10 protein-coding genes are annotated in these 12,505 nt (G+C 63.9%); 5 read left to right on the top strand and 5 right to left on the bottom strand.

The window, feature by feature from the left end:
- Positions 1-11 precede the first annotated feature (11 nt).
- Complete coding sequence (locus tag FJQ89_RS18435) at positions 12-494, bottom strand: DUF2165 family protein (RefSeq protein ID WP_141171220.1); 483 nt, start codon at positions 492-494, stop codon at positions 12-14.
- Between the two features lie 123 nt (positions 495-617).
- Between FJQ89_RS18435 and FJQ89_RS18430 the strand changes: the two genes are divergently transcribed.
- Complete coding sequence (locus FJQ89_RS18430; RefSeq protein ID WP_141171219.1) at positions 618-1,277, top strand: helix-turn-helix transcriptional regulator; 660 nt, start codon at positions 618-620, stop codon at positions 1,275-1,277.
- Here the strand turns inward: FJQ89_RS18430 and FJQ89_RS18425 are convergent.
- Positions 1,274-2,533 carry an MFS transporter gene (locus tag FJQ89_RS18425; RefSeq protein WP_141171218.1) on the bottom strand — a complete coding sequence of 420 codons (1,260 nt, stop codon included), beginning with the start codon at positions 2,531-2,533 and terminating at the stop codon, positions 1,274-1,276. The genes FJQ89_RS18430 and FJQ89_RS18425 overlap by 4 nt on opposite strands.
- Positions 2,534-2,646: 113 nt before the next feature.
- On the opposite strand from FJQ89_RS18425, the gene FJQ89_RS18420 reads away from it, so the two are divergent.
- A complete protein-coding gene (locus tag FJQ89_RS18420; RefSeq protein WP_141171217.1) occupies positions 2,647-3,546 on the top strand; it encodes a LysR substrate-binding domain-containing protein in 900 nt (299 codons plus the stop codon).
- Positions 3,547-3,808: 262 nt separating this feature from the next.
- Positions 3,809-6,577: a hypothetical protein gene (locus FJQ89_RS18410; RefSeq protein WP_141171216.1), complete on the top strand. Its 2,769-nt coding sequence runs from the start codon at positions 3,809-3,811 to the stop codon at positions 6,575-6,577.
- A 109-nt stretch (positions 6,578-6,686) separates the two neighbouring features.
- Here the strand turns inward: FJQ89_RS18410 and FJQ89_RS18405 are convergent, their stop codons facing one another.
- Genes FJQ89_RS18405 through FJQ89_RS18395 form a run of 3 tightly spaced genes read right to left on the bottom strand, consistent with a single transcriptional unit; the run spans position 6,687 to position 10,998 of the window.
- The gene (locus tag FJQ89_RS18405; protein WP_141171215.1) at positions 6,687-7,916 is read right to left on the bottom strand and encodes an MFS transporter; all 1,230 of its coding nucleotides are present in this window, start codon (positions 7,914-7,916) and stop codon (positions 6,687-6,689) included.
- Positions 7,913-8,968, bottom strand: a complete 1,056-nt coding sequence (locus FJQ89_RS18400; protein WP_141171214.1) for a class I SAM-dependent methyltransferase — start codon at positions 8,966-8,968, stop codon at positions 7,913-7,915. The genes FJQ89_RS18405 and FJQ89_RS18400 overlap by 4 nt, the downstream gene beginning before the upstream one ends.
- Before the next feature lie 29 nt (positions 8,969-8,997).
- On the bottom strand, positions 8,998-10,998 hold the full coding sequence (locus FJQ89_RS18395; RefSeq protein ID WP_141171213.1) for a TonB-dependent receptor: 2,001 nt from the start codon (positions 10,996-10,998) through the stop codon (positions 8,998-9,000).
- A gap of 130 nt (positions 10,999-11,128) precedes the next feature.
- On the opposite strand from FJQ89_RS18395, the gene FJQ89_RS18390 reads away from it, so the two are divergent.
- Positions 11,129-12,019, top strand: a complete 891-nt coding sequence (locus tag FJQ89_RS18390; protein ID WP_141171212.1) for a helix-turn-helix domain-containing protein — start codon at positions 11,129-11,131, stop codon at positions 12,017-12,019.
- 57 nt (positions 12,020-12,076) lie between these two features.
- A complete protein-coding gene (locus FJQ89_RS18385) occupies positions 12,077-12,481 on the top strand; it encodes a VOC family protein (RefSeq protein ID WP_141172884.1) in 405 nt (134 codons plus the stop codon).
- Positions 12,482-12,505 lie beyond the last annotated feature (24 nt).

Here is a 12,505-nt window from a genome sequence, read left to right as displayed (position 1 = left end):
GCGGAGGCTGATCAGGTCCGCTGCGCGTTGAAGAGGAAGAACAAACCCAGGGTCCACAGCAGCAGCACCAGGTGCGTCGTCTGCAAGCCTTCCTGCGCGATCCAGTAGCCGAACCACAGGCCGCCCAGGTGCATCAGCAGCAAAAAGGCGGCCATGGCGCACAGGGCCAGGTTCAGCCAAGGCAAGCCAGCGGGCAGGCCGCCGCCGAGAAACAGCGTCACGCCCGTCCAGGCGGCGCTGGCGGCGGCAAGTTGCAGCGCCAGCACCACGCCCAGCGATAGCCGGTGCAGGGTCAGTGAGGTGAGGGCGCGGCGCAGCAGCGGCGTCTGGATGGTCGGGTCCTGGCGCAGCGGGTCCATGCGCATGGTGTTGCCGATGGCCCAGACGGCGCCGTGGAAGGCGTGCAAGTTGTTGATGGCGGCCAGGCTTAGCCAGATGGCCAGGCCGGTAGCGAGGATGGCGTGAAACAGCCAGATCGAGTGTTGCAGCTGCATGGGATTCCCGTCCAAAGAGTGTCTTGCCGGCAAGCGGACGTGGAAACTCCTCGACAGCGGGGAGCTACCGGCCTATTATGCAAGCAATTAGTTGGTTAACTGGCCCCATGATAGTTGAGCGAAATGAATTACACAAGTAAACGTTTGGATAATAGCGAAGCGCCGCAAACCACGGAGCGCATCCTGTATTTCATCAAGACCAAGGGACCCGTCTCCACGGCGACCCTGGCCAAGACCCTGGACATGACGGGCGAGGCGGCGCGCCAGCAAGTGCAAAAGCTGGTGGCGGCGGGTCTGATCGAAGGACGCCAGGAAGCGCAGGCGGGCGCCGGGCGGCCGCGCCAGAACTGGGTCTTGACGGAAGCGGGCAATGCGCGCTTTCCCGACACGCATGCGCAGCTGACGATCAAGCTGATCGGCTCGGTGCGCCAGCTGTTCGGCGAGGCGGGGCTGGATAAACTCATCACGCAGCGGGAAGAGGAAAGCCGCGGCGCATATGCCTTGGCATGCTCGGCGCCGGACTTGCCCACGCGGCTGCAGCAGCTGGCCGCCGTGCGCGATGAGGAGGGTTATATGGCCCGCGTGGAAGCGGACGGCAAGGACTGGCTGCTGATCGAAGACCATTGCCCCATCTGCGCCGCCGCGCGCACTTGCCAGGGCTTTTGCCGCTCCGAATTGCAGCTGTTCCAGGAAGTGGTGGGGCCGGGCGCCAGCATCGTGCGCGAGCAGCATGTGCTGGCGAACGCCATGCGCTGCGTGTATCGGATCAGGGTGCTGCCCTAGTCTTTCGGAAACAGCGGCCAGGTCAGCAGCGCCACCAGCCCCGCCAGCCACCACACGACGGGCCAGTTGCTGGCCGCCAGCAGGTGCGGGATGGCGATCGGCGTGAGGAACAGCCCCACGTAGACGGCCGTATTCGCCATGCCCAGGGCCGTGCCCGCATTGGCGCCGCCCGCTTCCGTCGCCAGCTCCGTGTAGGCCACGCCATGCCAGGCGGACACGGCGATGCCGGCAACCACCACGGCGGCCATCAGCAGCCAGCCCGGCACCTCCGTCCAGGCGATGCATCCGAGCAAAATGAACGCAGCCAGCGCCACCAGGGCCGAGCCGCGCAAGTAGGCGGGCCGGTTCGCGTGGCGGTCCGTGTGGCGTCCGCTCCAGATGCGCATCACCATGGCGCCCGCCTGCAGGGCCACCATTACGGCCGTGATGGCCGCGAGGCCCAGGTGGCCATGGTCGTGCAGGAACACGGTGGCGTAACTGAGCACGGCAAATTGGGGCACGCACAGCAAGCCGATGGCGGCCACCATGCGCCAGACTTTGCGATTGCGTAAAGGTTGCGGTGGCATCACCTCAGACACGCCCGTGGACGCGTTTTGCGGCCCCGTGGCGGCCTCTGCAGAGAAATCTGGCTCATGCATCCAGCGCCACGTAAAAAACGCCGACAGGCCGCATATGAGCGCCAGGGCGCCAAACACGGGCATGAAGCCATAGGACGATGCCAGGCTGGGCAGGACGAGGGCGCCGAGGCCGCCACCGAGCGGCACGGCCGTCTGGCGGATACTCATGGCGAAACCCCGTTCGCCGGCGCCGAACCAGCGCATCACGGCGCGGCCGCTGGCGCCATTCACGCTGCCGCCCAGCACGCCCACCAGCGCCAGCCCGGCCGCCAGCGCCCATAACGGCGGCACGGAGCCGTCAGACGGCGTGATCCACAGCAGCAAGGTCAACAGCGCCAGCATGGTACCCAGCAAGCCCGTCAGCAGCACGGGGCGGTCGCCCCAGCGGTCGGTGGCCATGCCCCATGGCAATTCGGTCAGGGCCACGCCCAGGCCCATGGCGCCCAGCGCCACCCCCAGTTGCATATTGCTCAGGTGATAGCCGCTGCGCAGCCAGATGGCCGTGGTGGGCATGCCGTTGGCGGCGGCGGAAAAACTGGCATTGGCGGCCACGCCGACGGCCAGTACCTTCCAGCGGTGGGCATCGCCCAGCGCGGGCGCGGTGACAGGAAGGGAAACGGCAGGGCAGCTGGTACTCATGGCATATAGGGGAAAAGTGGTTGACCCTGAGAGTGTTGCGCAGTACGATCATTCTGAATATCAGATAATTTACGTTACACCATCCCATAAAATCGGACGATTGCATTTGCCCCATGAGCCTGCTGAATTTCGACATCGCCTTCTTGCGCAGCTATGTGGCCGGCATCGAGCTGGGCAGCTTTGCCCGCGCGGCCGACAAGGTGGGCCGCTCCACCTCGGCCGTCAGTGCGCAGCTGAAAAAACTCGAGGAGCAGGCGGGCATGCCGCTGTTCCGCAAGGATGGCCGGGGGCTGGCGCTGACGCCGTCCGGCGAAGTCCTGCTCGGCTATGCGCGCCGCCTGCTGGAACTGAACGACGAGGCGGCCGTCGCCCTGCGCGGTGCTGAACTGGAAGGCTGGATCAGGCTGGGCTTGCAGGAGGATTTTGGCGAGGCGCTGCTGCCCGAGGTGCTGGGGCGCTTTGCGCGCGCGCATCCGAAAGTGCGCATCGAGGCGCACGTGGCGCGCAACACGGCCTTGATGCAAGGCCTGGCCATGGGCCAGCTGGATCTGGTCCTGCTGTGGGGCGGCGCCTGCATCGCCGACGTGGCGCAGTATCCGCTGCCGCAGCGCCAACAGATTGCCGAACCGGCCATGCGCTGGATCGCCTCGTCCAGCCTGGCCTGGCGCCCCGAGTCGGGCGAACCGTTACCCTTGATTACGTTTGACCGCGACTGCCTGTTCCAGCGCTGCGCCACGCAGGCGCTCGATGGAGCAGGGATCGCCTGGCGCACGGCGTTTACCAGTCCCAGCCTTGCGGGCCTGTGGGCGGCGGCCGCCGCCGGGCTGGGCGTGACGGTGCGCACGGCGTACGGCCTGCCCTCGTCCGTGCGCGCGCTCGACCATGTGAACGCGGGCTTGCCCGCCCTGCCCCCGTTGTCGCTGGAATTGCTGCATGCATCAACCGTGCCCAGGCCGCCCGTCGAGCGCCTGGCCGGCCTGATCATCGAGTCGCTGCAACAGGATGCCGCTTAAAACGCCAGCGCTGCGGGGCGCAGCACGATTTCATTGACATCCACGTCGGCCGGCTGCCCGATCGCATAGGCGATGGGGCGATGGGGCGATGGGGCGCTGGGGGCGGCGGCGGTTGGCGTCAGTATCGGACCTGCCTTACTGTTGGCATTGGAAATATCACCATTGAAAAGTGCAATAAATGCAATTAATTATGGTAATATTTTTTGATGTGCTATCCATCCGGCTGCGCTAAACCAGTTAGTTGTCATGCAGGTATTTCCCTATGTATCGACCATCCCGACGGCATTTTCTGTTCAAAACAGGAATAGGTGTAGCAACGCTGACGATGGGGGCCGTGTCGCCTGGCAGATTCTTTTCGCCTGCCCACGCCGCCAATCCGTCGGGCAGGTCCGTTGGCGCCAATACTGCGGTGACCAATGTATTCCGGCTTGGCGGCGGTGCGCAGGTGCTGCAGTCGATCGCGGGTGCAGCGGCAACCCTGACTTTGCAGATGCCGAACAATGGCGCAAGCGCGGGCGTTGTTGACGTGAGCAATGGTGATGGATTGAGCAATACCGATGTCTATATTTCGCTACTGCAGCAAACCTTGCGACTATCGGCGATGGGGTCCACGGTCACGCTGCCTGCGGTGGATTTGTCGGGTTCCGCCTGGACTTTGGGTATCTTGGTCAGAATACAGGATGGAGCGCCTGGTCCGAAGCCGCTGCGTCTTCTGACGGTGGCGAATGCGGCGGGACCACCTCTATGGTTGGGCTATGAAGGGCCGTCGTTCGCGAATCCCGGTTGTATTCGCCTTCTCATGCCCAAGTTTGTCGGACAGTCTTCCGAAGTGATTGCCGCACGTCAGGGGGCGAACTCCGAGTATTCCGCATTTGCCAAAACGGGACGCTGGGTCTGGATCTTTTTACGCAGAAATGCTATCGCTGGCACGGAGCAAATACTTGCCGTTAACAATGGACAGGAAATTAGCGCGCAGGTTCATGCGGGCTCGCTATCCATCTTGTGGGCGCCGTTGGTCGCCATGCCGCCAGATAATCGCCTGGCGACGGTGTATGGCATGAGTGGCCCTGCCATGGCGAGCGGGACGTACGCTGCCATTGGCGGCGACGTCATCGTTGGTCCTGATGCTGCCGGTTCTGGCGGATTCGATATCGCGAAAATGTTTTTCACAAACAATGCAATGGATCCTCGACAACTGGGCATTATGGCTGCAGGTCAGTATTTCAGCAGCGCTGGCGTTAGTGTTGATGGCGCGAAAGACGTGTATTTCAATTTGAACACGAACGTGGCAGCACATTTGCATGACATCGTACGCAAAACGCGTGCCCTGGCGGCAAACTTTGCAGAAGGCAATTCTTTGGCGGGCCTGACTCCGCCAGCCGAGTTAAGCTGGATGAACTGTTATGTGGGACAGACAGGCACTGCATCCATATGTTTTTCTTATGACAGTGAACGTGCTGTCGTGGTAGTGGCGCAGCAACCGGATGGCCCGGTGGAAACGATTCGAAATATACCGGCGCCTGCAGCCATTTCTGCCCGCCGTGAACTCAGCAAAGACGATTTTGGTATCCATTACATTCGCTGGCCCTACGATCCCTCGGTGAATCCCGCCAAGCCCGGTTTTTTTTATTCCAATAATCCTTCTCGCTGGCATACGGAATACGATGGACGTATAGGCTGGGTCCGTGCCTTTGATCCGAATATCCACGGCCGCATATTCGAGGGAATTTTTACGTCGGCAGGCCTCACCGCAAATATTGGCAGTCGCCCCAACAGCCAATATGGGAAAAAGACTGGCCAGAAATTTTACACAGGCATGCTCAGGCCGGACGGCTCCTATGATTTTTCCAAATTACAGCTTTTGCTAGGCAGTGCCCGTGCCAAGGGTGTGCGCGTACTGCTGAACTTGAGTTTGAACAGCATGACGTATGTGGAGGCGAAAGATGGGCAAGCCGGAATGTTCGTAGAGCAAGGCTTGTCCACTGGCGAGTTTTTATCGGCGAATTCCACTGCTTATTACGTGCGTATTAAAAATTTCCTTGGCGCCTTGCTCGATGTCGCCAGCGTGTATGGCGATACCTTGGGTGCGCTGGAAGTAGCGAATGAAGCTGGGCCGGACTATTTTGCGGCAACTAATATTCCGATTAGTTATTTTGATTCGCAAGATTATTTTGCGAGCAATGCCAGCACCTACAGTACCGGTTTTATAAATAACCTGGCGGTATTGTGTCGCTTCGCCAAGGATCTGGTCGCCGAGAAGGGCTTGGCGATCCTGGTATGCAGTCCGCCGTTTCAGGGAGGGGAAGCGTCTCTTGCCGCGGCTTTCTTGAATGCCAGTGCCCAGCATCCGGTCACTGTGGGGAACCGGGGGGACGGTGCTGGCAAGACCGGCAAAGATTACATCGATGTCCTGGCTCACCACAATTATGGGTCGTTTTCCCGGCGCGGTGGGCCGGGTGCTCCACCTGACAGCAAGACGGTGGACAAGGCTTTGCTGGATAAGGCCGGTTACGGCAACCCGGCAGCCGATGCTGCTTACCCGAACAACACTATCATCGGCGACCTGACCTTGACCGGCAATCGCGTGAAGTGGGCTGTCGCCAGGGTTGGATGGACCGGCCCCGTATGGAATACCGAGTTCAATATGACAGGTAGCACCGATAAAAATACATGGGGGCCAGCCAATATGACTGCGGTCGGCACCGAACGCTGTTACCGGCAAATGCTGCTGGCGTCAATCGCCGCTGGCTACGACAAATGCTTTATTTATGCGGCTGATCATGCTTCCCTGGGCAGCTATGCGCATGTGGGCCAGATTCCTGCAGGGGAGTATGCCGACGCGTGGTTCAAGGACTTGCAGCAAGCTGCCCCCAATAGCGCTGTGATTGCTGCCGTAATCGACGAATTCATTGGTGGCGAGACCTGTGTTTTTGGATTGACAGGCGTCAATGCCCATCCTTTTTACTGTGTTGGAACGGGCCGCTTGAAGATTGCATCACCGGAAACTGACGGTTTTTTTGTCGAACAGTGATGCGATGATCCGGCGCCGCGGGACGCCGGCATTTGCCGGCCCCAGCGCGGGCGGCAGGCGCGCCGTTGGCGCCGCGTCTGCGATGCCGTGGCGATGCGCCGGGGCAGGGTCAACTGGCCGCTTGCCGGGCGATCAGCGCGCGGCTGTCGAAGGCCAGCGCGGTCACGCCCGCCATCGCCACGGCCAGCGCCAGCAGCATGCCGCCATAGCCGATCTGGTCGAGGAGGGCGCCGGCCGCCAGCGGCACCAGCAGGCGCCCCGCCGCGAACAGGCTTGCCTGCACGCCGTAATCGGCGGCGCTATGGCCGGGCCGCGCGAAGTACATCATCAGGCCGAATGCCAGGCTGGCCGCCGCGCCCATGGCCAGCGCCACCAGCAGGGCGGCGGCGATGAAGCCTGCCGGCGGCGGGCGCAGCAGCACGGCCAGCGCCAGGGCCAGCAAGGCAAGCAGGCTCAAGAGCGTCACGGCGGGCAAGGCCTTGGCGACGCCGATGCGGCGCGTCACGCGCACGGCCAGCAGGCTGGCCAGCGCCGCCACGCTGCCGCCGCCGACACCGGCGATCAGTGCCACTTGCTGGGCAGCGAAACCATGGTCGAGCAGCAGTGGCTTCAGGTAAAACCAGGCACTGCCGATGAAGGGAAAGCACAACAGCAGCAAGGCATTCCAGCGCGGCGCGGCCGGCTGCGCAAAATAGCCGCGCCAGTCGGCGCCCCGGTGCGCTGTGGCATCGCCGGCATGCGCCGTGCGCGCGGTTTTCCCCAGCAGGAGCAGTCCCGCCGCGCCCATGCCAATCCCCGCTGCCATCAGCCAGAATGGCGCGCGCCAGCCCCAGCGCGTTTGCAGCAACAGCATGATGCCGCCGCCCACGATGGCGCCCAGCGACAGGGCCGCCGAACGGATGCCGCCCGCGCGCAGGCGCTGCGCTTCGGGCAGCACGCGGATGGCCAGCGCATTGACGGGGATATCAGCCCAGGTGGTCAGCAAGGCGACGGCGCACGCCAGCGCGAACAGTTCATTGCGGCTGTGCAGCAGTTCGCGCCGTCCCATGAGCAGCATCACCGCCGCCAGCAACAGGCATAGCGCAATCGCCCAGGGCCGGTAGCGCTGCGTGCTGGCATCGGCCGCGCCGCGCCGGCGTTCGACAGGCAAGGCCAGCGCGAACTTGAACAGTGCCGGCAAGCCTGCCAGCTGGAACAGGCCGATATCCATGCCGGACCAGCCATGTTGGCGCATGATCAATGGCAAGCCCAGCCACAGATAGATGCTGGGCGCCGTCAGAGAAAGGTTGAGCCAGCCGAACAGCGCGTGCAGCAGCGTGATGCGCAGCGCCGGCTTCACCGTCCATCCTTGCGGGCGATCAGCACTTGCACGGGCGCCATGGGGAAGTCGCTGGCCTGGTATTGCTCGATGCGGGTAAAGCCGGCGTCGCGCAAGTGCCGTGCCAGTTCCCCTTGCCGGGTGACGGCGCGTCCCAGCATACGCATGGGCAAATAGTAGGGCAGCACCCTGGCCGCATCGTCCGGCGTCGGGGCGATTTCCGCCTGCACGCACACCAGCACGCCGCCCGGTTGCAGGGCCGCGTGCATCTTGCGCAGGGCCGCCGGCATGTCCGGCACGAAGTGCAGCACGGACGAGCACCACAGCATGTCGTAGCCGCTGCCGATATCGTCGGCAGCCAGGTCGCCGCCGATGGTATCGAGGCGCGCCGACAGTCCGGCATGGGCGATATTGGCGGCGGCTACGGCCACGGTTTCCGGCCAGTCGAAGACGCTACCCTGCAGGCCGGGATGGGCTTGCGCCAGCGCAATGGCAACCCAGCCGGGACCGCCGCCCAGGTCCAGCAGGCGCAGCGCCGTGTCGCGTCCCGCAAACGGCGCGATGCGCTCCATCACGGACAGCGCGGCGCGCATGGTGACGGCGCGCTGTTCCTGGCCGATTTGCTGTTGCGCGGCGGCGGCCCAGTTGACGCCATTGGCGATGTTGCCGGGGGAAGGCGAAGCCTTGCCGCCCTCGCGCACGAGCGTGCTCAGCTGCGTGGCGAAATGGCGCAGCGCGTGCAGCCGGTACAGCCAGGCATCGCCACAAAAGGCCACGGAGGCACGGCAAAAATAGTGCAAGCTCGTCGCCGTGCAGCGGTAGCTCGATTTGCTGTCGCCCAAGCCTGGGGCCTCGTCGCGTTCGAGCACATGCATGCTCCATAGCAGTTCCAGCAACAGCGCCGTATGCGGCGCATGCAGCGACAATGTCCGGGCCAGCTGCGTGTGCGTGTGCGGCGTGGTCAGCACATCGAAAATGTCCAGTTCCAGGGCGGCGGCCAGCGCGTCCGCCTGGACCGGCGCCACAGCCAGGTCCCAGTAGGGTTGCAGTGCATGGGGGGTATTGAATGCCATATGATTTCCTTTCAAAAAATGCAGGTGGATCAGCGTGACCAGCGCAGGCGCAGGCCCGCTTCGCGGGGCGGGCTGACGACGCTGACGATGCCGTTCTGGTAGCCCACCGCGTCGTAGCGGCGATCGGCCAGGTTGCTGACATAGACGCTCACATCCCAGGCGCCCGTGCGGTAGCCGGCATTCAGATTGAGCAAGCCATAGCCGTTGCGTCGGTAGCGGTTGGCCGCATCGAGGAAGATGGCGCCCGTGCCGCTGAGCGCAGCCTGTGCATGCCAGCCGCTGCCCGCGTCGTAGCGCAAGGCGACCTGGCCGCTGCGGTCGGGCGCGAACGGGTTATGTTGTCCGTCATAGTTGTTGGCGCCATCGCGGAAGTGCCCGAAGCGCGTGCGGTTGAGTGCCAGTGCCGCCTGCAATTGCCAGCCGCCGCCGAGCAGGTAATCGAGCTCCGCTTCGGCGCCCGTGGAGCGGGCGCTGGCCGCGTTCGTCAGGTAGACCAGGCCGGGGCTGGGCATTTGCTGCACCTGCATGTCGTCTACCTGCATGCGGTAGAAGGCAGCCGCGTAGCGCAGGCGTTTGCCGGCAAGCCAGCCTTTCGCGCCCAGTTCCAGCGCGCGCACGGTTTCCGGAGAGAACGCGGTGTAACGCGACGAGGGCGCGAAGACGTTGTAGCCGCCCGCGCGAAAGCCCTCGCTGGCGCCGGCATACAGCAGCAGCGCCGGTGCCGCTTGATATTGCACGGCCAGCTTGGGCGTCAGCCGACTCCAGGCGCTGTCCTGGCGCACGCCCGCAGGCGTGCTGTAGCGCACTTTGTCGCGCTCGTAGCGCGCGCCGCCGTTGAGGATCCAGGCGCCGCCCAGGGGCACGTTCCAGTCGGTGAATGCCGCCGTTGAATTACCGCCCAGTTTGGCTGCGCTGCGGCTCAGGCCCATGGGCAGTTTCTGTTCGTTCAGCAAGTCATGGTCGTCGCGGTCGCCATACAGGCCCGCCAGCCATTGCGCCGTGCCCAGCCGCCCCTCCAGGCGCACCTCCTGCGAGGTGGTGCGGAAATGGTGGTCGCGCGCGATGTGCAGCAGGTCGGCCGGGCGGAAATCCGTATCCTGCTGCGCCTTGTCGAACACATCGCTGCGCGCCGTGATGGCGCGCAGCTTGATGCCGTGCGCCAGTTGCCGCGTCACATCGAGCGAGACGCTGCTGCCGCGCATGTGGTTCCAGCTGGGCGTGCCCGATTGCACCGTGGCGCGCGCGGCCGTGGGAGCGGCCCAGAGCGCGGCGCCATCGTCGTAGGAAAAATGCCGGTAGCGCACGATGGCGTCCGTCAGCGCATCGGGCGTCCAGCGCAGCGCCAGCTTGAGGTTTTCGCTGTCGCGTCCATCCTCCTTGCGGCCCGTGTTGCGATTCGCGATAAACCCATCCTGGCGGCGTTTTTCGCCGCTGATGCTGGCATACAGGCGGTCGGCGATCAAGGCGCGGCCAAGGTCGGCGCGCAAGGCACGTCGGTTGCGGCTGCCCGCCTCCACTTCCACGCTGCTGCGCGGCACATTGCCGGGTAGTTTCGAGTAAATATTGATCACCCCCGCTTCCGCATTGCGACCGTACAAGGTGCCCTGCGGGCCGCGCAGCACTTCTATCCTGTCGATGCCCAGCAGGTTGTCGTCGAAACCCTGCGCCATCAGCACGGGTACGCCATCGTTGAGCAGCAGGGTGGCGCTGGAAAAGGAAAAGAAATTCGCCGTCATGCCGCGCATCACGGGCGACAGCACGCCAGCCTGGCCGAAGGGCTGGAAGGACAGCCCCGGCGTCAGCGGGCCCACGTCTTCCAGCCCCCGCGCGCCAGCCGCGCGCAGGGCCTCATCGTCGAGCACCGTCACGCTCGCTGGCACCCGGTCGAGCAATTGCGCCTGCTTGCTGGCGCTCACGCTTACCATCGGCATGGCACTCTCATCGGCCCGCGCGGCGCAGTGCAGCGAAAACAGCAAGGCAGGCAGGAAGTAATGGGGCCGCAAGGGATAGCGGGGAAGAAAAGGCGTCATCTGGACAAGGCTCCTGCAAAGGTGGGCATGACGCTCATTTTATGCAACAATGAGAATAGTTATCATTTGCATTTGTATGCGAGACGGCGCATTTCGTATGCGCGACGGTGCGCAGGGACAGGGAGGAGCGATGAGGGAACAGGACAGGGAAGCGGCTGGCTGGACGCGGCGCCAGCTGGACCCGGGGTTGAAAGAGTGCCGCGCCGACCAGCGTCAGGTCGAGCAGGGCTTGCTGCTCGTGCATTCCGATTACCGCCCGCGCCGTGCGCTCGTCGAGCAGTCGCAGCATGACGATGCGGGCGGCCTGGTCATTACCATCGGCCTGGAAGGCGCGTCCGGCTACACCACGCGCGATGGCGGGCAATTGCATTTCCGGGGAGGGCATACGACGGTGACGGCGTTTCACCACGTCAGCGGCGAGCGCCGTTTCGAGGCGCATCACCGTGCGGCGCAATTGCGCGTGCTGGTCGGCGAAGAGGCGCTGGCGCGCTACTGGCCGGAAGGATTGGCATCCCTGCTGCCCAACGGTGGCGCGCGCCAGCTGGCGCATGCGGCCACCACACCCACTGCCGCCCTGCACGCGCGCTCGCTGCTGCGCGCGACAGACCCGCTGGCTGTGCATATCGGCGTGCTCAGCTTGCTGGCGGAGCAGTTGCGGACACTGCGGCCGGCGCCCGTGCCCGTGCCGCGCTGGTCCGACGCGGATATCGCCAGACTGGAGCGCGCCTACGCGCTGATGCAGGAACAGATGGCGCAGGAACTCACGCTCGACTACCTGTGCGCGCAAGCGGGCCTGAGCCTGTTCAAACTCAAGCAGGGGTGGCGCTACCGCTACAACGACAGCCCGCAGCGCACCCTGCTGGCGCTGCGCATGCAGCGGGCAAAGTTACTGCTGGAAAATGGGTGTCAGGTGGCGCAGGCGGGCTGGCAAACCGGTTATCGCTATCCAGCCAATTTCAGCGCCGCGTTCAGCCGTTATTTCGGCTACGCGCCGAAGACCGTGGGACGCGCGGGCGGGTAAAAAGACGGTGTAGAATCGGCGGGCACGATGTACTCATTCGACCTACAAGGAGACATGATGGCCCGCAAAATCTTTGTCAATCTGCCCGTCCAGTCGCTGGAACGTTCCGTGGCGTTTTTCACGGCCCTGGGCTTCAGTTTCAATGCCCATTTCACGGATGAAACGGCGACGTGCATGATCGTCGCCGACGACATCTTCGTGATGCTGTTGACGCACGACAAATTCAAGCAGTTCACGCCCAAGCAGCTGTGCGATACCACGGTGGCGACGGAAGTGCTCGTGTGTTTGTCGGCCGAGAGCCGCGGCGAAGTCGATGCGCTGGTGGCAAAAGCCGTCCAGGCGGGCGGCAGCATCTACAAGGAGCCGATGGATTTCGGCTTCATGTATGGCCACAGTTTCCAGGATCTGGATGGGCATCAATGGGAGTTGATGTACATGGAACCTAATTCTGTACCCCAATAGCAGCGTAGGTCGGATTAGCGGCGG

This window comes from Janthinobacterium tructae, assembly GCF_006517255.1.
Taxonomy (GTDB): domain Bacteria; phylum Pseudomonadota; class Gammaproteobacteria; order Burkholderiales; family Burkholderiaceae_D; genus Janthinobacterium; species Janthinobacterium tructae.
Note: the sequence above shows the minus strand (reverse complement) of the source record. Positions and strands in the feature narration are given on the sequence as shown.